This window comes from Mesorhizobium sp. CNPSo 4688, assembly GCF_057784295.1.
Genome location: NZ_JBWLUY010000008.1, coordinates 242,938 through 263,177, shown reverse-complemented (window position 1 = coordinate 263,177; position 20,240 = coordinate 242,938). Strand labels below are relative to the sequence as shown.

Genomic DNA, 20,240 nt, shown 5'->3' with positions numbered 1-20,240 from the left:
CCCGGCCTTGCGCCAACAAGCTGTGGAATTCGGGTTTCCAATGCATGGTCGCTCAAAAGTGGTCCCGGTTTTGAGAGAACGACATGCGGAATGCAAAGACCTAAAGCGCGTCGCCGGATTCCGTTCAAGCGCGACGCGCTTTAGGAGGCAAGCCGGTCGAGGCGGCCGGTTTCCGGGTCGATGCCGTATTCTTTAAGCTTACGGTAGAGCGTCGAGCGGCCGATGCCGAGTCGGCGGGCGACTTCGCTCATCTGGCCGTTATAGTGGTCGATGGCGAGCTTAATCATTTCGAGCTCGACATCGGCCAGCGCGCGCACATTGCCGCGCTCGTCCAACGCCCTCAGCGTGCCGAAACGCTGAAGCAGCCTGGCCGGAGGTTCGATCTCCGCCGCGACGGGATCGACGCCATCAGTCTGGACACTATCGCCTTGCAATTCGCTGCTCCAGACCATGACGGGGTCCGACAGGGACGCGTCGGCCTCGAGATTGACGGTGCCCTCGACTTGTGCCCGGATCTGCGGGAATTCGTCTGCTGTCAGCACGTCGCCCTCGGCAAGCACCGAGGCCCGGAACACGGCGTTTTCCAGCTGCCTGATGTTTCCCGGCCAGTCATAGGCCTGCAGCATGGCCAATGCGGCTTCCGAAATGCCGTGCAGGCGATGGCCCGCAGGCGCCACCTTGTCCATGAAATGCTTGACCAGGTAGGGGATGTCGTCGCGCCGGTCGCGCAGCGGCGGCACGAAGATCGGGTAGACGTTCAGCCGATAGAACAAATCCTCGCGGAACTTGCCGTCCTTGACCTGCTGCAGAAGGTTGCGGTGCGTGGCCGAGATCAACCTGATATCGACCCTGACCGTGGCGCGACCGCCGACCGGATCGACCTCGCCATCCTGCACCGCGCGCAACAGCTTGACCTGCACGTCGAGCGGCAGGTCGCCGATTTCGTCCAGGAACAGCGTGCCCGAATGCGCCTCGACGAACTTGCCGGTGTGTTTGTCGGTGGCGCCGGTGAACGACCCTTTCTCGTGGCCGAACAGGATCGATTCGACCAGATTGTCGGGAATGGCTCCGCAATTGACGGTGACGAAGGGTTTTGAACGACGATCCCCGGTGCCTTGGATGGCGCGCGCCACCAGCTCCTTGCCGACGCCCGATTCGCCCTCGATCAGGATCGGGATGTTGGAGCCCGCCGCCTTCTGGCCGAGCCGGATCACCCGGTCCATCGCAGGGCTGTGCGTGATCATGTCCTTGAAGGTCAGGTGGCCGCCACGCCGCCGCGATGTGCGCTTAACCTCATCCTCGACCGCCTCGACCTTGAGCGCGTTGCCGATCGCGGTCTGCAGCCGGTCGGGGGATGCCGGCTTGACGACGAAATCGAAAGCGCCATGGCGCATCGCCGAAACCACGGTCTCGATGCCGCCCTGCGCGGTCTGCACGATGACGGGAACCGTGATGCCGCGTTCGCGCATCGCCTTCAGCACGCCGATGCCGTCGAGGCCGGGCATGACAAGGTCAAGGATGACCGCCGACACATCGCGCGCGCCGGGTCCGTCGAGAGCTTCGAGGCCGGCCTCGCCGCCATCGGCGACGATGGCACTGTGGCCGAATTTCGTCACCGCCGCCTCGAGCAGCCTGCGCTGCACGGGATCGTCATCGACTATGAGAATGGAACCTGTCATGACTGATTTGAGTTGCCTGCCTGGGAAATCCCCATGGATCATCCTGGCACAGGGTTCTAAACAAGGTTTCAAAAAACCCGGTGAATGAATTCCTTAGGATTTGACCGGCTTGCCCTTCCCCTTGATTCCAGAAGGTAATTGTTGATGCGCAGGATTCTCGGTCGGCAGCTTGCGGCGGCAGCGTCCGGTCAGGGCGCGGCGGAGCTCGGCGACCTGCCGGAATGGAATCTCGCCGATCTCTATTCCGGGATGGAAGCGCCCGAGCTGAAGCGCGACATCGCCAAGGCGGCGGCCGATGCCGTCGCCTTCGAGAACCGCTGGAAGGGCACGCTGGCCGCGGAGGCCGAGCGCGGCAGCGCCGGCAAGCTCGGCGAGGCGCTGAGCGCCTATGAGGCGCTGGAGGAGCTGATCGGCCGCATCGTCTCCTATGCCGGCCTGATCTATGCCGGCAACACCGCCGATCCGCAACGCGCCAAACTCTATGGCGACATCCAGGAGAAGATGACCGACGCCAGCGCGCATCTGTTGTTTTTTGCGCTGGAGCTGAACCTGATCGACGACAAGGCGCTCGAAGCAGCCCTTGCCGCCGATGCCGGCTTTGCCCACTACCGACCCTGGGTGCTCGATCTCAGAATGGACAAGCCATACCAGCTCGAGGATCGGGTCGAGCAGCTTTTCCATGAAAAGTCGATCACGGGGCGCGGCGCCTGGAACCGCCTGTTCGACGAGACGATGACCGATCTGCGCTTCGACATAGACGGCGAGGAGCTGACGCTGGAGCCGGCACTGAACCGCCTGCAGGACGCCGATGGCGAAGTCCGCCGCCGCGCCGCCGAGGCGCTGGCCGCCACCTTCCGCAAGAGCCTGCGCACCTTCACGCTGATTACCAACACGCTGGCCAAGGACAAGGAGATTTCCGACCGCTGGCGCGGCTTCGAGGACATCGCCGATTCACGCCATCTCGCCAACCGTGTCGAGCGCAGCGTGGTCGATGCGCTGGCCTCCGCCGTGCGCGAGGCCTATCCGCGCCTGTCGCACCGCTACTACGCCATGAAGGCGCGCTGGCTCGGCATGGAGGTGATGAACCACTGGGACCGCAACGCGCCACTACCCGAGACCCCGCAGGCGGTGATCCGCTGGGACGTCGCCAGGAACACGGTGCTGTCGGCCTATCAGCGCTTTTCGCCTGATATGGCGGAGATCGCCCGTGTCTTCTTCGACCGCAACTGGATCGACGCGCCGGTCAGGCCCGGCAAGTCGCCCGGCGCCTTCGCCCATCCGACCGTTCCTTCGGCGCACCCCTACGTGCTGCTCAACTACATGGGCAAGCCGCGCGATGTGATGACACTGGCGCATGAGCTCGGCCACGGCGTGCATCAGGTGCTGGCCGGCGGCCAGGGTGCGCTGATGGCCTCGACGCCGCTGACCTTGGCCGAGACGGCCTCGGTGTTCGGCGAGATGCTGACCTTCCGTTCGCTGCTCGATCAGACCACCGACAAGCGCGAACGCAAGGCCATGCTCGCCCAGAAGGTCGAGGACATGATCAACACGGTCGTGCGCCAGATCGCCTTCTATGAGTTCGAGCGCAAGGTGCATGCCGAGCGCAAGAACGGCGAACTGACGTCCGACAAGCTTGGTCAGTTCTGGCTCGAGGTACAGGCCGAGAGCCTGGGGCCGGCGATCAAGCTGCGCGAGGGCTATGAGGTCTTCTGGACCTACATCCCGCACTTCATCCATTCGCCCTTCTACGTCTACGCCTATGCGTTCGGCGACTGCCTGGTGAATTCGCTCTACGCGGTCTACCAGAATGCCGAGCACGGCTTCCAGGACAAGTATTTCGAGATGCTGCGTGCCGGTGGCACCAAGCATCACTCCGAACTCCTCGCGCCCTTCGGCCTCGACGCCACCGACCCCGCCTTCTGGCAGATCGGCCTTGGCGTAATCGGCGGCCTGATCGACGAGTTGGAAGCGCTCGACAGTTGATGCTACGGAGCCGTTGAACCGGTAGCGCAGAGCAACAGGTTCGGCGGCGGCCTCGACTTAGCGAAATCGCAGAACAGTTTAGCCGGAATGCATGTGACGGCAGCTCTGTTCTTGTTCTAAATATCTGTTCTTGAAGAACTCTCGGGCCAAATTTTCCGTTAGCTTTCCAGAATCCGTATGATAGCCTTTCGGACTGAAGCTCAGCCGGTCGCGCGGCTTAGGCCGGACAGCATCCCGGCCGATGGCAGCGGTCCGGCGAATGCGACAGCGACGGTTGGCAATGGGCGGGAAAGCCGAAAGCCGGCAATCGACGACAGACCGGCTGTTCCCTGAACCGCCGAACCACCAATGGATGATCCGATCTGCCAAGGTCATGACTTGAGACGGCGGCGGACGGATCCGACTGGAGAGAGACGATGACCTTCTTCTACATTGTCCTGGCGTTCCTTGTAGGTTTGTTGGTTGGGTGGTTTATCTGGGGCCGGCTGCGCGGTGAGCTTGACAGCCTGCGCGGCGACCTCGACCGCACCCGCGGCGAGCGCGATAGGCTGCGCGCCGATTCCGATCGCCTGACCGGCGAACTCGACGCCTGCGGCAAGACCCGCGCCGATCTCGAACGCCGGCTGCGTGAAACGTCTGCTCCATCGGCCAAACCTTCCAGCTCGGCGCCGGCCGCATTGGTCTCGACACCCGCAACGGCCAAGTCAGCTCCGGCGGCGAAGCCGGCCGCGCCCGCGAAACCCGCCGCGGCAAAGCCTGCAGCCGCCAAGCCAGTTGCGGCCAAATCCGCCGCCAAACCGGCTGCCAGCAAACCCGCTTCTGCCAAGGCGAGCGCCGCTCCGAAGCCCGCCGCTTCAAAGCCGGCTGCAGCCCCGAAGAAGGCTGCACCGACAGCTGCGAAGGGCGACAATCTGCGCCGCCTGATCGGCATCGGACCGGTCAACGACAAACTGCTCAAGGGCCTTGGCGTCACCACCTACGCCCAGATCGCCGCCTGGACGGCGTCCGACGTCAAGCGCATCGAGGACACGCTGAATTTCGACGGCCGCATCGCACGCGAAAAGTGGATCGAACAGGCCAAGCTGCTTGCCGCCGGCGACGAGAAGGAATTCGCGCGCCAGTTCCCGACCGCCGGGACCGCCAACAACACCTGATCTGATCATCGGCAATAAGCCCGACAAAGCGGCGCCTTCGGGCGCCGCCTTTGTTTTCGCAAGTGCCACCGTCTTTGCGCCCTGCGACGCCGCTCCCTCGATTGCACGCCGCCCGCCCCCCATATAGAGCGGTTCTGGCGTCATCGACCGCAGCATCCGAGGCCCATGCCCCTGCCCTCTGCCATTTTCCGCAACGATGAAAGCGGCCGTCAGCTGGTCTTCGACCGCCCGGCCGACATCATCGTCGCCTATGAGGCCAAGGATTTTCTGCCGGCTCTGGCGGCTGCGCAGGCGGCATCTGACGCCGGCAAATGGCTGGCCGGCTATTTCTCCTATGAAGCGGGTTATTTGCTCGAGCCGAAGCTGGTGCCGCTACTGCCCGAGGGCCGGCGCGCGCCGTTGATCTGCCTCGGTGTCTTCGACGCCCCGGTCGAACAGGCGGTACCGCAGGGTGGCGCGGCGACCAATGGTCCGATCTTTGATGCAAGAGCGTCATGGTCGCAGGAGCAATACGCTGACCGTTTCGCGCGCCTTCACGAGCACATCCGCAAGGGTGATTGCTACCAGGGCAATCTGACCTTTCCAGTCCATGCGCAGTGGTCCGGCGACCCGCTCGCCGCCTTCGACGCGCTGACCGGACGCCAGCCGGTAAAGTATGGCGCGCTGATTTCGCTCGGCGATCCAATCGTACTGTCGCGCTCGCCCGAACTGTTCTTCGAGATCGACACCGAAGGCATGATCGAAACCCATCCGATGAAGGGCACCGCGCCACGCGGCGCGACCAAGGCCGAGGACGCGCGGCTGAAATCCTTCCTCCGCAATGACGAAAAGAACCAGGCCGAAAACCGGATGATCGTCGATCTCCTGCGCAACGACATCTCGCTGATCAGCGAGGTCGGCACGCTGGAGGTGCCGGAACTGTTTCGCATCGAGAGCTACCCGACCGTCCACCAGATGGTGAGCCGTGTGCGGGCGAAGCTGTTGCCCGACCTCGGCATCCGCCAGATCTTCGCCGCTCTGTTTCCCTGCGGCTCGATCACCGGCGCGCCAAAAATCCGCGCCATGGAAATCCTGCACGATCTGGAAGCCACGCCTCGTGACATCTATTGTGGCGCCATCGGCTGGATCGCGCCCGGCGGCACGATGCGCTTTTCGGTGGCGATCCGCACCATCTCGCTCTTTTCCAGCGGCGAGGCCGTCTACAATGTCGGCGGCGGCGTCGTCTTCGATTCGACGGCCGAGGAGGAGTATCAGGAGTGTCTGCTGAAAGCGCGCTTCGCGACGGGAACACCGCCGACTTCGACCTGATCGAGACCATGCGCTGGGAGCCCGGCCAGGGGTTCCTGCGTTTCGAGCGCCACCTCGCGCGTCTCTACGGCTCGGCGGAGGAACTGGGCTTTGCCTGCGATCCGCAGCGCATCGGCGAGGTGCTGGCCAACGCCGTCGGAGCGCAGCACACGGCGTTACGCACCCGTCTCGTCCTGCAGCGCAATGGCGAGGTCACGGCTGCAGCTCAGCCTTACGAGCCGCTCGCCGCCGACAAGGTCTGGCGGCTGCAGCTGGCGCGGGTGCGGCTCTCCTCCACCGACACGCTGCTGCGCCACAAGACCAGCCGGCGTCAGCTCTTCACCCATGCTCGGTCTGAATATCTTGTCACCCAGGCCGACGAGGTGTTGCTCGCCAATGAGCGCGGCGAAATATGCGAAGGCACGATCACCAATGTCTTCGCCGATTTCGGTGACGGCGTGCTGATGACGCCCCGGCTCGATTGCGGCCTGCTGCCTGGCGTATTGCGCGCCGAGCTGCTGGACGAAGGCCGCGCCCAGGAAGCGATCTACAGCTATGACGATCTGAAGTCCGCCAAGTCACTCTTTGTCGGCAATTCGCTGCGCGCTTTGATCCCCGCGCGACTTGGACCATGATCCCAGGAAGTGGAAGCCGCTTTTCGGAAAAAGATCATGGTCTGGAAAAAGGCTGACAGAGGTCCGGGAGAAAAGAATGTTCGTGGTTTCGCTGAACTACAAGGTGCCGCTGGCCGAGATCGATCGGCTGGCGCCCGAACATATCGAGTGGCTCAAGGCCTGCTATGCGGAAGGCATCTTTGTCGCTTCCGGACCGAAGAAACCAAGAACCGGCGGCGTCATTATCGCACGCGGCCCCCGTGAGGTGCTCGACGCCAGGCTGTCCGCCGATCCTTTCGCCAAGGCGGGCGCCGCCGACTACGATGTCACTGAATTCCAAGCAAAAATGACCGCCGCTGCATTGGACGCCTACAACGAGGCATGAGCGTCCGCCAGCCCACCCATACGCCGTACGATGGCTCCTCGAAACTCTTCACCATCGGGCTGAAGCCGCTCGGTCTCGACAAATGGATCGAGGTCGACGAACACCTCATCGACCATCTCGCCGAAAAGCGGCGGCTCTATGCCGAAATTCCCGGCAAGGTGTTTGTCGAGGAGAACGACACGCGCGACGCCCAGCGCGAAGTGCGCGACCTCATCGAAGCGCATCTGCTGGCGACATTTCCGGACACGTACCGACGCACGAGCGCGGGGATCGAGGTTATCGGGGCCGAAGGCAACAGAGCCGATGTCTTCAGCGACGCCCCACTGGTCGCAGCCTCGCTGCTCGTCCAGGAAGACCTGATCGTGATGCACCGTGACGACAGCGGCTGGCGGCTCGCCGCCGGCTCGCTGTGCTTCCCCTCATCCTGGTTGCTGGTCGAAAAATTCGGGCGACCGCTGCAGGAGATTCACGCACCGGTGCCGGGCTTCGGTCCGGGCACCAGGCCGGCTGAGCTGATCAACCGCATGTTCGACGGCCTGCAGGACCAGGCCGTCGAGCGCTTCAACTGGTCGATCCAGGCCGACGATGCGCTCTATCACCCGCTCTCCAATGTCGAGCGCGTCGACCGTGCCACCAACCGCCCCTCGCGCTTCCCGGACGGCGATGTCAACGCTCACGCCTTCATCCGCGTCGAACGCCAGACGCTGCGCAAGCTGCCCGTGTCGCGCGACATCCTGTTCACCATCCGCATCCATCTCGACCCGCTGAAGGTGCTGGCGCGGCATCCCGACCGGGCAACGCTTGCCGCATCTTTCGCGGCACAATTGCTGGCCCTGGATGAGGCTCAACTCGACTATAAGGGCATGACCGCTGACCGCGACCGCTTGGGCGAGCTTTTGAAAACGATGACGCGCTGAGCCACGCTACAAGCTGGCGGCCAGGAACTCGACGAATGTTCTTGCCCGGGCGCTGGCCTTGCGTCCGGCCGGAAACAGCGCCCACAGTTCAACAGGCGGCAGCGCCCAATCGATCAGGATCGGCCGCACCGCACCGCTGCGCAATTCTGCGTCGAACATCCATTCGGAGCCGACCGTGAAGCCGATGCCGGCAAGTACTGCCTCACGTATCCCTTCGGCGGAAGTCACGCGCAGCCGCCCTTGGCCGGCAAGCGAAACCTCTTCGGCGCCTCGCCGGAACGTCCAGCGATTGGAAATGCCTGCTTGGACGAAAAGGATCGCCTCGTGCTGCGACAGCTCATTCGGCGCCATGGGTTCGCCCTGGCGTGCCAGGTAGGAGGGTGCCGCCACCACGAGACGACGACAGGTGGCGATCTTGCGCCCGACATGGGCGGGGGCGAAGCTTTCACCCAGACGCAGCATGACATCCACCCCTTCCTCGACGAGGTCGACATTCCTGTCGTCCATCGCCACCTCGATGTCGAGTTTCGGATGAGCGTCGAGGAAGGTCTTCAGCCGGGGCACGACATGCAGGCGGCCGAAGGTCACAGCCGTGCCGATGCGCAACAAGCCGGTGAGTGCCGCCGACGCGCCCCGCGCCGCGTTCTCGGCTTCGTCCGCTTCGTCGACCGCGCGTTTGGCGCCTTCGTAGAAGCTGAGGCCGGCATCGGTTGGCGAGAGACCGCGGGTGGTGCGCGACAGCAAGCGCACGCCGAGCCGTTCCTCGAGCTGCGCGATGGCCTTCGAGACGGCTGGCTGTCCGACGCGCAAATGCCGTGCAGCGGCCGAGAAAGAACCGGTTTCGACGACCCGTATGAAGGTGCTCATCGCTGCCAGCCTGTCCATTTATTCTTCCTCGGAATTAGTTATATGGCAATTATTGCCCTACTTGAACGATTTGGGAATAGCCAATTGCCCTGATGTCAAATCCATTCAGCCATTCGGAGAAACAAAATGGGCAAGCTCAACAACAAGGTCGCCATCGTCACCGGCGCCGCGCGAGGCATCGGTGCGGGCATCGCCAAACGGCTGGCGGCGGAAGGCGCCGCCGTCGTCGTCAACTACGCCTCCAGCCGTGAGGCTGCAGAACGCACTGTCAAGGAGATCGTAGCCGCTGGTGGCAAGGCGACCGCGGTTCAGGGTGACGTGGCCGACGCCGCCGAAGTCGAGAAGATATTCGAGGCCGCAGAGATCGCATTCGGCAAGCCAAGCATTCTGATCAACAACGCCGCGACCGCCAGCTTCGGCACGTTCGAGGAAGCCAGTGAGGCGGATTATCGGCGGCTGTTCGACACCAACGTGCTCGGCACGATCCTGACCACCAAGGCGGCCATGCGCCACTTCCCCAAGACCGGCGGCAGCATCGTCAACATCGGCACGATCTCGAGCTGGAACCCAGTGCCAAACACCAGCCTCTACTCCGCCAGCAAAGCGGCGATCGACACACTGACGCTTAGCCTGTCGAGAGAACTCGGGGCCCGCAACATCCGTGTCAACATCGTTGCGCCTGGCTATACCCACACCGAAATGACCGAGGGCATGATCGGCACCGATTTCGGCAACATGCTGATCGCTGGCGTCCCCCTTGGTCAGCGCTTCGGCAAGCCGGAAGACATCGCCCCGACCGTGGCCTTCCTCGCCTCGGACGAGGCGGCCTGGCTGACCGGCGAACGCATCAACGCGTCCGGCGGCGCTCGCTGATACGACGCCGGCTCAACATCCGCCATCGGGCAGGCTGCGGCCTCCCGGTGGCATCACCGAGCACCTCACGCTGGGGCGCCCCAGGCGTTCTCGCCGCTTTTCGCTTTATTGTGACAATGATCTATGGTTTGTCGCGACGCGGCCAAGCGGCTGTTCCAGAGTGTTTTTTGAAGGAGTGCTCGATAAAATGGCGAATGAAAACTGGCCCGTTTACGGTGAAATCACCGGCCCTGTCGTGATGATCGGCTTCGGTTCGATCGGACGGGGAACGCTGCCTCTGATCGAGCGCCATTTCAAGTTCAACAAGTCGCGCATAACGGTCGTCGATCCGCTCGATACCGATCGCAAGCTGCTCGACGAGCGCGGCATCGCCTTCGTCCAGGAGCACGTCACCGAGAAGAACTACAAGAAGCTGTTGACCCCGCTTCTGACCAATGGTGGCGGCCAGGGCTTTTGCGTCAATCTGTCGGTCGACACCGGCTCGGTCGACCTGATGCGGCTCTGCCGCAAGCTCGGCGTGCTCTACATCGACACCGTCGTCGAGCCGTGGCTCGGCTTCTACTTCGACGCCAAGGCGGACAATGCCAGCCGCACCAACTACGCGCTGCGCGAGGCGATGATCAAGGAGAAGCACGACAAGCCCGGCGGCGCGACGGCGGTTTCGACCTGCGGCGCCAATCCAGGCATGGTCTCGTGGTTCGTCAAGCAGGCGCTGCTCAACCTCGCCGGCGATCTCGGCCTCGAATTCTCCGAACCGGCGCAGGATGACCGCGACGGCTGGGCCAGGCTGATGAAGAAGGCCGGCGTCAAGGGCATCCACATCGCCGAGCGCGACACCCAGCGCACCAAGAAGCCCAAGCCGATGAACGTGTTCTGGAACACCTGGTCGGTCGAAGGCTTCATCTCGGAAGGCCTGCAGCCGGCCGAGCTTGGCTGGGGCACGCATGAGAAATGGATGCCGAAGAACGGCAAGGAGCACAAGCATGGCTCCAAGGCTGCGATCTACCTGGAGCAGCCTGGCGCCAACACCCGCGTGCGTTCATGGTGCCCGACGCCGGGCGCGCAATACGGCTTGCTGGTGACCCACAACGAGGCGATCTCGATCGCCGACTTCTTCACCGTGCGCGGCAAGAAGGGCAAGGTCCAATACCGCCCGACCTGCCACTATGCCTATCATCCCTGCAATGACGCGCTGCTGTCGCTGGACGAAATGTTCGGCGCGGCCGGCAAGCCACAGCCGGTCCATCATGTGCTTGACGAAAACGAGTTGGTCGACGGTGTCGACGAACTCGGCGTGCTGCTCTACGGCCACGACAAGAACGCCTACTGGTACGGTTCGCAGCTGTCGCTGGCGGAGGCACGCAAGCTGGCGCCCTACCAGAACGCCACCGGCATGCAGGTCACCTCGGCCGTGCTCGCCGGCATGGTCTGGGCGCTGGAAAACCCGGAGGCAGGCATCGTCGAGGCCGACGAGATGGACTACAAGCGCTGCCTGGAAGTGCAGTCGCCGTATCTCGGGCCGGTCAAGGGCTACTACACCGACTGGACGCCGCTCGATAACCGTCCGGGTCTGTTCCCGGAGGACCTCGACAAAAACGACCCGTGGCAATTCCGCAACATCCTCGTCCGATAGCGGTTCCATACCCCTGCCTCACCGCCTTGCAATCGCCCGGAAATCGGGCGATTGAAGGGATGCGGACGAGAGCAGTGTGCGCCCCTTTGGGCGCACGAGGGACCGCTCTGGAAACTTGAGGCCACGCACATCGTGTTTCCCAAACGTCGTTTGGCGATTGGGCCGATGCGTCAGGAGAGGATTTCATATGACGATTGCGCGCAAAATTCTTTCGGCGGGCGCGGCGGGCGCTCTTGCGACGATGCTTGCCGCCTGCACCACCGGCGGCTCCGAGGGGCCATCGATCGGATCGCAGCCGCGAGGCGTCGAAGGGTCCTGGCTGAACGCCGAAGGCAAGGCAGTCTCGACATTGAACGGCGGCGTCTTCACCACCGTTTCGGCAGAGACCGGCGAGAAATTCGCTGATGGCAGCTATACCAAGACCGGTGCCACCTCGGTTGAGATCAACGGTACCTCGCTGATCCGGCAGCAACCGATCGCCTTCAACTGCCTGCTGGTGTCGATCAACCAGCTGAATTGCACCAGCTCCGCCGGCCAGAACTTCGTGCTCACCAGGCGCAGCTGAGCCTATCTCATACGGCCTTGCGAAAAGGCGGCGGCGCGATGCCGCCGCCTTTTTTATGCCGGCAAACCGATGCCGATTTCGCCCGCCCTGATTCTTCTTGCATCGCCACAACCGCGATGTGAACATGACCAAAAGCTGGCTGTTATTCTGCAGTCAAGCAAGAGCGTTAAACGCTTGGTCAGATCCATCCGGGAGACGAAGATGAAGAAGCTCGCCGCCATTGCCGCCCTTTCTGCCTCGACGCTCGGCCTGTCGGCCGTGCCATCCTTTGCCGACTACACGTTGAACATCCTGCATTTCAACGACTGGCACAGCCGCATCGAAGGCAACAACAAATACGAGTCGACCTGCTCGGCCGAGGAGGAGGCCAAGGGTGAATGCATTGGCGGCGCCGGCCGGCTGGTCACCGCGATCGCTCAGGAGCGCAAGAAGCTCGAAGGCCAGAACGTGCTGCTGCTCAATGCCGGCGACAGCTTCCAGGGATCGCTGTTCTACATCACCTACAAGGGCTCGGCGGAGGAGGAATTCCTCAATCAGATCAAACCCGACGCGGTGACGCTCGGCAATCATGAGTTTGACGATGGCGAGAGCGCGCTGGTACCTTACCTCGACAAGGCGCAGTTCCCGGTCGTCAGCGCCAATGTCCTGCCCAACGACAAGTCCGGCGCCGCGGGCAAGATCAAGCTGTCGATCGTCGTCGAGGTCGGCGGCCAGAAGATCGGCATCATCGGCGCCGTGACCAATGACACGCCGGAACTAGCCTCGCCTGGCCCCAACATCACCATCGCCGACGACGTCAAGTCGATCACGGCGGAGGTTGAGAAGCTGAAGGCGCAAGGCGTCAACAAGATCATCGCCGTCACCCATATCGGCTACAGGCGCGAGCGCGATGTCATTGCCAAGATCCCCGGCATCGATGTGGTCGTCGGCGGCCACAGCCATTCGCTTCTGTCCAACACTGACCCAAAGGCGGAAGGCCCCTACCCGACGATGGTCGATAACCCGGACGGCTCCAAAGTGCCGGTGGTGCAGGCGGCCTCCTATTCGAAATATCTCGGCGAGTTCAAGGTCGTGTTCGACGACAATGGCAACGTCAAGGAAGCCAGCGGCGATCCGATCTTCCTCGACAAGTCGATCACGCCTGATCCCGCCGTGCTTGCCCGTATCAAGGAACTCGGCGCGCCGATCGAGGCGCTGAAGAACAAGGAAGTAGCCGAGACCACCGAGGCCATCGACGGCAGCCGCGAGAATTGCCGCACCAAGGAATGTGCGATGGGCAACCTCGTTTCCGACGCCATCCTCGACCGCGTCAAGGGACAGGGCGTCGAGATCGTCGTCTCCAATGGCGGCGGCCTGCGTGCCTCGATCGACAAGGGCACCGTGACCATGGGCGAGGTGCTGACCGTGCTGCCGTTCCAGAACACGCTGGCGACCTTCCAGATTTCCGGCAAGGACCTGGTTGCCGGGCTGGAAAACGGCGTCAGCCAGGTCGAGGACGGCGCCGGCCGCTTCCCGCAGGTGGCAGGTCTCAAATATTCGTTCGACAGGTCGGTCGCGCCCAATGCCGGCCGCGTCAAGTCGGTCGAGGTGATGGAAGACGGAGCCTGGGCGCCGATCAACCCGGACAAGGACTATCTGGTCGCTACCAACAATTACGTCCGCCAGGGCGGCGACGGCTACAAGGTCTTCGCCGACAAGGCCAAGAACGCCTATGATTATGGCCCCGGCCTGGAACAGGTGGTCGCCGACTATCTCGCCGCGCACCGGCCCTATACGCCCAAGCTCGACGGCCGCATTAGCGAGATCGCCGCAACCGTGGCAGCGGCTCCGGCCGCCGAGCCGGCCAAGCCTGCCGAACCGGCGCCTGCCCCAGCCGAGCCAGCGAAGCCGGCCGAGGCAGCTCCAGCACCGGAGCCGGCAATGCCCGCGTTGCCGGCAGGCTCTGGCGACATATCCACCACCCCGCCGACCGTGCCGGCGGAAACCGCCCCGGCAGCACCTACCGAACCGGCCAAACCGGCTGAGGCAGTCCCTGCCCCCGCAACGCCTGCCCCGGCCTCGCCGGCAAAGCCGGCCGAGGCCAGCCACGTCATCGTCGCCGGCGATACCTATTGGGACCTGGCCAAGAAGGCCTATGGCGAGGGCGCCAAATGGAAGGTGATCTCTGAGGCCAACAAGGGCTACGAGCCACGCCGGCTGCCGATCGGCGCAACCCTGACCATACCGCCGGCAGCTAATTAGAGCCGGTAGAAATCCGCAACACCCGTCCGGTCCGCCGGGCGGGTGTTGCTTTTCCGGACAGGTGCGGCCAGACGTGGCATTGAAAACGGGCGCAGCGCCGTTAGTTTCGCGGCGTGTCCGGAGAATTGCCATGACGATTGATCCCAAAGCCGCGAAAGCGTTCGGCCCACTGCCGGCTGGACATCCGCCGGTCAAGGCAGGCAAGATCGGCGTCATGCTGGTCAATCTCGGCACGCCCGACGGTACCGATTTCAAGCCGATGTGGCGCTACCTCCGTGAATTCCTGTCTGATCCGCGGGTCATCGAACTCAACAAGGCGATCTGGTATCCGATCCTCTATGGCCTGGTGCTGACGACGAGGCCGAAGAAGTCCGGAGCCAATTACGCCAGGATCTGGAACCAAGAGAAGAACGAGTCGCCGCTGCGCACCTACACCCGCGCCCAGAGCGAAAAGCTGGCCGCGGCCCTTCGCGACCTGCCAGATGTCGTCGTCGACTGGGCGATGCGCTACGGCAACCCTTCAACCGCGAGCGTCGCGCAACGGCTGGTCGCTCAGGGCTGTGACCGCATCCTGTCCTTCCCGCTCTATCCGCAATATTCGGCGACCACGACCGCGACCGCCAATGACCAGTTGTTTCGCGCGCTGATGAAGATGCGGGCGGCACCGGCGATCCGTAGCGTGCCACCCTACTATGACGAGGCGGTCTATATCGAGGCACTGGCGCGTTCGATCGAGCAGCATCTGACGACACTCAATTTCGAGCCGGAGGTGGTCATCACTTCCTATCACGGCATCCCGAAGCCCTATTTCGAGAAAGGCGATCCCTATTACTGCCACTGCCAGAAGACGACACGGCTGTTGCGTGAACGACTGGGGTGGGATGAAAAGAAACTGATCATCACCTTCCAGTCGCGCTTCGGCGCGCAGGAATGGCTGCAGCCCTACACCGACAAGACGGTGGAGAAACTGGCCAAGAACGGCGTGAAATCGATCGCCATCGTCAACCCCGGCTTTTCCGTCGACTGCATCGAGACGCTGGACGAAATCGGCCGCGAGGCGGCCGAGACCTTCCACCACGCCGGCGGCGCGAAATTCGCCCACATCCCGTGCCTCAACGACAGCGCAGAAGGCATGGCGGTGATCGAGGCGATGGTGCGGCGCGAACTGTCGGGCTGGGCCTGAGCCCGCTACGTTGTAGCGATCGATCGCCACTGTTGCGGTATTCTACGCACTAATAATAATCAGCGATCACCTGATTGTAACATTATTGAAACACACCTAAGTGTTTGGTGAAGTCGGTTGCATGGAATCAACGCCATGTCCGGCATCTGAGGGAGATTTAAATGGACTTCAGTGGTTTCGGTATTGCAATTGGTGCGCTTGCCTTTCTGGTGTTGGTGCTTCTTATCAAAGGCATCCGGACAATCCCGCAAGGCTACAATTATACGGTGGAGCGCTTTGGCCGTTACACCAAAACACTGAGCCCCGGCCTCAACCTCATCGTGCCGTTCGTCGACCGCATCGGTGCCAAGATGAACATGATGGAGCAGGTGCTCGACGTTCCGAGCCAGGAAATCATCACCCGAGACAACGCCATAGTCGGAGTCGACGGCATCGCCTTCTACCAGATCCTGAATGCAGCGCAGGCCGCCTATCAGGTCGCCGGCCTCGAGAACGCCATCCTCAACCTGACGATGACCAACATCCGTACCGTCATGGGCTCGATGGACCTCGACGAACTCTTGTCCAACCGCGACGCCATCAACGAGCGGCTGCTGCGCGTCGTCGACGAGGCGGCGCACCCGTGGGGCATCAAGATCACCCGCGTCGAGATCAAGGACATCAATCCGCCGGCCAACCTCATCGAATCGATGGGCCGGCAGATGACCGCCGAACGTAACAAGCGTGCGCAAATCCTTGCCGCCGAAGGTCTCAAGCAGTCGCAGATCCTCGAGGCCGAAGGCCGCAAGGAAGCCGCGTTCCGCGACGCCGAGGCGCGCGAACGCTCAGCCGAAGCCGAAGCCCGCGCCACCCAGGTTGTGTCGGAAGCCATCTCCAAGGGTGACGTGCAGGCCCTCAACTACTTCGTGGCGCTGAAATACACCGAAGCGATGGGCAAGATCGGCACCGCCAACAACAGCAAGGTCGTGCTGATGCCGATGGAAGCCTCGGCGCTGATCGGCACGCTCGGCGGCATTAGCGAGATCGCCAAAGAGGTGTTCCGCAGCGAAGGCACCGCCGGCGCCGCGCGGCAGGCTGCCCGCCCTCCGGTGGTTCGCCCGAGCGAGAACTGAGATCACGCGACAATTGAGATCATAGGAGCATACTCCCATGTTCGACCGCATCATTTCCGAACTTGGCCCGTGGAACTGGATGGTTCTGGGTTTGGTCCTCCTGGTGATGGAGGTCATAGCGCCAGGCATCTTCATGCTGTGGATCGGCATCGCCGCATTGGTGATCGGCTTGATTTCGCTGCTTATCTGGGACGCAAGCTTCTGGACCTGGGAAGTCCAGGTCCTCGCCTTCCTGGCGCTGTCGCTGGTCTCGGCCTTCGCCGGCAAGAAGCTGGTTGGCGGGCGTCATGACGCGACCGACCAGCCGCTGCTCAACCGCCGCGGCGCGCAGATGGTCGGCAAGATGGCCACCCTTGCCGAACCGATCAAGGACGGCCGCGGCCGCATCAAGCTCGGCGATACGCTGTGGCGCGTCTCGGGTCCCGACCTGCCGGCCGGCACACAGGTGCGTGTCGTTGCTTCGGCAGACACCGATCTGGAGCTGACGGTCGAGGCCGTTTGAGACGCTTCTAGCTAGAGAGCTGACGCCGCCTTGGCGATGAAATCCGCAACGAAGGCGGGCTGCGACAGCATCGGCACGTGCGAGCTATTGAGTTCAAGGGTCTCGGCGTTCATCCTGGCCGCGGAATCGCGCTCGACCGCGGGCGGGATGGTCTCGTCCTGCTCCGCGACGATGTACCAGTTTCGCCTTGACCGCCATGCCGCGGTGCTGACCTTGTCGCCGAAGCATCTCACCGCCAACGGACCCTGCGTCGCGTAGACGATATCAGCCTCGTCCGCTGGAATGTCCTGCACGAAGTGCTTGCGCACACCTTCGGCGGTCAGGGCGACATAGCCTTGGCCGTAGGGTTTGATCTCTGCGGCGCCCGGCGCCGGCGTATAGTCCTTCCACCAGTCCTGAAACGATTGACTGCTGTCCGGCGCGCCCGCCGCGATGTAGACTAGGCCCTTCACATTCGGATGGTTGCCCGCCTCGGTGATGACCGCGCCGCCCCAGGAATGACCGCAGAGGAGCACAGGGCCCTGCTGCATGTCGATGACCCGGTGGGCGGCCGTCACGTCGTCGGCCAGCGAGCTCAGTGGGTTCTGGACGGCGATCGCCTTCAGCCCGCGTTTCGTCAGCAGGGGAATGACCTTTGCCCAGCACGAACCGTCGGCAAAAGCGCCATGCACGAGAACAATGGTGTTGATGGCCATGGGTGTCTCCTTTGTGTTGAACTTCGTCCGGGAAATTGTCGCCTACCGCGATGCGCTCGCGGCATTCTCGATGAAAGAGGCCACGTCCTGCGGATGCGACAGCATTACGGCATGACTGCTGCCGATCTCGACCAGCTTGCCGCCGGTTCGCTTCGCCATCATCCGCTGCGTGCTCGGCGGGATCATATGGTCCTGTGTCGTCAGCAAGAAGTAGGTGGGCTTCACCTTCCACGCTGCCTTGGTGAGCTTGGTCTGCGGGGCCTGTAATCCCCATGGCATTTGCGCTGCCGCCATGAACCGCGTCGTCGACGGATCCACATCAGCGGCGAAAGCCGTGGGGAATTTTGCAGGGTCCACCATCAGATAGCCATCGGCCGGTGGCAGCAACGGTGCGCTGGGCTCCTCCGGTGTGGGCTTCTCCGCTAGCTCGATGACGGATTCGCCGATATCCGGCGCGAATGCCGCCAAGTAGACGACGCTCCGGACCTTGGGATCGTAACCTGCTTCGGTGATGACCGCGCCGCCATAGGAGTGCCCGACCAGGATGACCGGATGTTTGGCCGCCGCTATGACGCGCGCAGTGGTCGCGACATCGTCGTCGAGCGTGCGCGTCGGGTTCTGCACGATGAGCGTTTCATATCCATCCTTGGTCAAGATGTCGTAGACCGGCTTCCAACCCGAGCCATCGACGAACGCGCCGTGCACCAACACTATCGAGAGCGGCTGCTCCGTCTGCGCCATGGCGCGGATCGGCCAGGCGATCAGAAATGCCGTCAGAAATGCGCAAAACCATCGAATCATGACGTCAGACTCCTTGAAGTTACCGGCTTTGGTGATCCCTAGCCTTGTTTCTGGCGCGCGATGAGTGCGTCGCCGCAGCGTTTTTTCACCGGACCGAGCGCCTTGACGAATTCGAGCTGCTCACCATCCGGACCCTTGCAATAGATCAGCTCCCAGCCTTCCGAGAGGCCTTGAGTAATGGGGTTGGTGTAGGACTTCATTGGTGCCGCTCGGCGCTGCTGCTCCGACGTAACCGTGATGACGCGATTAGCCCGCACCTGGGTCATTCCCCGGCGCGCCGCTTCCGCTTCCAGGTCGTGGATGAACCTGTTGAAGTCGACGTCATCCCGAACGTAGAAGCAGATGTGCATCGAGCGTGGGAATGCCGGGCTCAGGTGGTCGCGGGGCTCGGCGAAGCTGTCGCCGCTGCCTGAGGGCTGGCCGGCGTCGCGATATTGCAGCAACTCGATCACCACATTGTCGAACTGGATGAAGCGAACGTCGAGGCGCTGGCTGCCGCCCCGGAGATCGGGGATTCCCATCGTGTGCGGGTTAACGCGGCGCTCGCGCGCTTCGATTTCCTGGTCGGTCAACAGCGTGTTGTGGATCGGCTCGCCCTGGAAATCCCCGTCGCGGAAGATCTCGGTGCCGCCCAGCACCTCGGTGTAGAAGGCAAAGGCGCGGTCCATGCTCTGAACGGTGACGCCGAAATGCTGGACACCCTGCAGCCGAGCGGAGAGTGGCGCGGCATCGCGCGCCGATGAAGCGGTGCTTGTCTCTTGGCTCATCATCGGACTCTCTGGTTTCATGGACGCGCTTCAACCCTGGCGAACCGCACGATAGGCGCGCGGCGAAATGCCCGTCAGATTGCGGAACACCTGAGTGAACTTTGCCTGCGAGCCGAAGCCGGTCATCGAGGCGATCTCGGACAACGGCAGTTGGCTTTTTTCCAGCCATTTCTGCGCCTCCTGCACCCGCCGGAAACTCACGTAGCGATGCATTGGCACACCGGTGGTGGCGCGAAAAAGACGTGCAAGGTGGTACTCGCTGACGCCCGCTTGCTGCGCGAGCGCCGAGAGACCGATGTCGTCGGTGAAATGCGCCTCGATATAGTCGATGACTCGTTCGAGGCGATCGCCGTCCAGATCCGGCAGCTTCGCGGGGCGTACCCACCGGTCGATAGAATACTTCTCGAGCAGGTATGCCGCGAGCGCCGCCTGCATGCCGTCTAGATAAAGCCGCTCGGTGGGTTCCATTGCCTTGCCGAGCGCCTCTCGGAAGGCCATGGCGATTCCATAGAACTTCGGGTCTTCTAAGGCGCCGGTATAGGACAGCTCGGCCTTCGCCGGATCGACGTCATAGTCGGCGGCGGCACTTCTTTCGATCAAGCCTGGCGGCAAGTAGATATGCAGGCTTTCGAGCGGTGATGTGATGCCGCTGGCTTTCTCAAACGTGCCCACCGGGCAGACGCAGGATATGCCAGGCCGGATGAAGTGCCGATGCGTCACGCCGTTGGCCGATTGCAGCGCATAAGTCCGGCCGGCGAGCACGAAGACAAGTTCATGGCTCTGGCACACGCCAGGTTCGTGATGGCCCGGCTTCAGCCGCCGGCGGTCGATGCGCAGACTGGAAAAATGCGCCGATGCGACGAGTTCGGTCGTACCTTGATACTTTCGGTCGCTATGCGTGCTGAGCATCATCGCCGACCATATCGCGCGGAGGGGATCGAGGTATTTACGCTTCCTGCGCAGCTATGCGCAGATCTTGCTG

At 62.9% G+C, this 20,240-nt stretch carries 19 protein-coding genes; 13 read left to right on the top strand and 6 right to left on the bottom strand.

All coding sequences use genetic code 11. From position 1 onward, the window contains the following. Nucleotides 1-140 precede the first annotated feature (140 nt). Nucleotides 141-1,679, bottom strand: coding sequence for a sigma-54-dependent transcriptional regulator (locus tag AC04SH_RS17300; protein WP_488575937.1), 1,539 nt, complete (start codon nt 1,677-1,679; stop codon nt 141-143). Between the two features lie 144 nt (nt 1,680-1,823). Between AC04SH_RS17300 and AC04SH_RS17295 the strand changes: the two genes are divergently transcribed. The 6 genes from AC04SH_RS17295 to AC04SH_RS17270 all read left to right on the top strand — a co-directional run bounded on the left by AC04SH_RS17295 (nt 1,824) and on the right by AC04SH_RS17270 (nt 8,019). Further along, nucleotides 1,824-3,662: a M3 family oligoendopeptidase gene (locus tag AC04SH_RS17295; protein WP_488575936.1), complete on the top strand. Its 1,839-nt coding sequence runs from the start codon at nt 1,824-1,826 to the stop codon at nt 3,660-3,662. Between the two features lie 416 nt (nt 3,663-4,078). After that, nucleotides 4,079-4,816 (top strand): proton-conducting membrane transporter, encoded by a 738-nt coding sequence (locus AC04SH_RS17290; RefSeq protein WP_488575935.1) that lies wholly within the window; start codon nt 4,079-4,081, stop codon nt 4,814-4,816. Between the two features lie 165 nt (nt 4,817-4,981). After that, entirely contained in the window at nt 4,982-6,124 is a 1,143-nt protein-coding gene (locus AC04SH_RS17285; RefSeq protein WP_488575934.1) for an aminodeoxychorismate synthase component I, read from the top strand. Further along, entirely contained in the window at nt 6,073-6,738 is a 666-nt protein-coding gene (locus AC04SH_RS17280) for an aminotransferase class IV family protein (protein ID WP_488575933.1), read from the top strand. The genes AC04SH_RS17285 and AC04SH_RS17280 overlap by 52 nt, the downstream gene beginning before the upstream one ends. 76 nt (nt 6,739-6,814) lie before the next feature. Next, a complete protein-coding gene (locus tag AC04SH_RS17275; protein ID WP_477233085.1) occupies nt 6,815-7,102 on the top strand; it encodes a YciI family protein in 288 nt (95 codons plus the stop codon). Next, nucleotides 7,099-8,019, top strand: coding sequence for a heme-dependent oxidative N-demethylase family protein (locus tag AC04SH_RS17270; protein ID WP_488575932.1), 921 nt, complete (start codon nt 7,099-7,101; stop codon nt 8,017-8,019). Before AC04SH_RS17275 ends, AC04SH_RS17270 begins: the two co-directional genes overlap by 4 nt. 6 nt (nt 8,020-8,025) lie before the next feature. Here the strand turns inward: AC04SH_RS17270 and AC04SH_RS17265 are convergent, their stop codons facing one another. Continuing rightward, nucleotides 8,026-8,904 (bottom strand): LysR family transcriptional regulator, encoded by an 879-nt coding sequence (locus tag AC04SH_RS17265; RefSeq protein WP_488575931.1) that lies wholly within the window; start codon nt 8,902-8,904, stop codon nt 8,026-8,028. Nucleotides 8,905-9,012: 108 nt separating this feature from the next. Here AC04SH_RS17265 and AC04SH_RS17260 point away from each other — a divergent pair, with 108 nt between their 5' ends. The 7 genes from AC04SH_RS17260 (at nt 9,013) to AC04SH_RS17230 (ending at nt 16,995) form a co-directional block, all read left to right on the top strand. Continuing rightward, on the top strand, nt 9,013-9,759 hold the full coding sequence (locus AC04SH_RS17260) for an SDR family NAD(P)-dependent oxidoreductase (protein WP_488575930.1): 747 nt from the start codon (nt 9,013-9,015) through the stop codon (nt 9,757-9,759). A gap of 187 nt (nt 9,760-9,946) precedes the next feature. Then, nucleotides 9,947-11,392: a homospermidine synthase gene (locus AC04SH_RS17255; protein WP_488575929.1), complete on the top strand. Its 1,446-nt coding sequence runs from the start codon at nt 9,947-9,949 to the stop codon at nt 11,390-11,392. A 187-nt stretch (nt 11,393-11,579) separates the two neighbouring features. Continuing rightward, a complete protein-coding gene (locus AC04SH_RS17250; protein ID WP_477233090.1) occupies nt 11,580-11,957 on the top strand; it encodes an Omp10 family outer membrane lipoprotein in 378 nt (125 codons plus the stop codon). A 201-nt stretch (nt 11,958-12,158) separates the two neighbouring features. Then, complete coding sequence (locus tag AC04SH_RS17245) at nt 12,159-14,198, top strand: 5'-nucleotidase C-terminal domain-containing protein (protein ID WP_488575928.1); 2,040 nt, start codon at nt 12,159-12,161, stop codon at nt 14,196-14,198. Between the two features lie 130 nt (nt 14,199-14,328). Further along, nucleotides 14,329-15,381, top strand: a complete 1,053-nt coding sequence (gene hemH / locus AC04SH_RS17240) for a ferrochelatase (RefSeq protein WP_488575927.1) — start codon at nt 14,329-14,331, stop codon at nt 15,379-15,381. Nucleotides 15,382-15,542: 161 nt separating this feature from the next. Next, complete coding sequence (locus tag AC04SH_RS17235; protein ID WP_112559280.1) at nt 15,543-16,493, top strand: SPFH domain-containing protein; 951 nt, start codon at nt 15,543-15,545, stop codon at nt 16,491-16,493. Nucleotides 16,494-16,530: 37 nt separating this feature from the next. After that, nucleotides 16,531-16,995 (top strand): NfeD family protein, encoded by a 465-nt coding sequence (locus tag AC04SH_RS17230; protein ID WP_488575926.1) that lies wholly within the window; start codon nt 16,531-16,533, stop codon nt 16,993-16,995. Nucleotides 16,996-17,006: 11 nt separating this feature from the next. Here AC04SH_RS17230 and AC04SH_RS17225 read toward each other — a convergent pair whose 3' ends face one another. The 4 genes from AC04SH_RS17225 to AC04SH_RS17210 all read right to left on the bottom strand — a co-directional run bounded on the left by AC04SH_RS17225 (nt 17,007) and on the right by AC04SH_RS17210 (nt 20,170). After that, nucleotides 17,007-17,690 (bottom strand): alpha/beta fold hydrolase, encoded by a 684-nt coding sequence (locus AC04SH_RS17225; protein WP_488575925.1) that lies wholly within the window; start codon nt 17,688-17,690, stop codon nt 17,007-17,009. A gap of 42 nt (nt 17,691-17,732) precedes the next feature. Continuing rightward, nucleotides 17,733-18,431 carry an alpha/beta hydrolase gene (locus AC04SH_RS17220; protein ID WP_488575924.1) on the bottom strand — a complete coding sequence of 233 codons (699 nt, stop codon included), beginning with the start codon at nt 18,429-18,431 and terminating at the stop codon, nt 17,733-17,735. A 98-nt stretch (nt 18,432-18,529) separates the two neighbouring features. Further along, the gene (locus AC04SH_RS17215) at nt 18,530-19,258 is read right to left on the bottom strand and encodes a VOC family protein (RefSeq protein ID WP_488575923.1); all 729 of its coding nucleotides are present in this window, start codon (nt 19,256-19,258) and stop codon (nt 18,530-18,532) included. A gap of 30 nt (nt 19,259-19,288) precedes the next feature. Continuing rightward, nucleotides 19,289-20,170 (bottom strand): helix-turn-helix domain-containing protein, encoded by an 882-nt coding sequence (locus AC04SH_RS17210; protein ID WP_488575922.1) that lies wholly within the window; start codon nt 20,168-20,170, stop codon nt 19,289-19,291. Nucleotides 20,171-20,240: the final 70 nt, after the last annotated feature.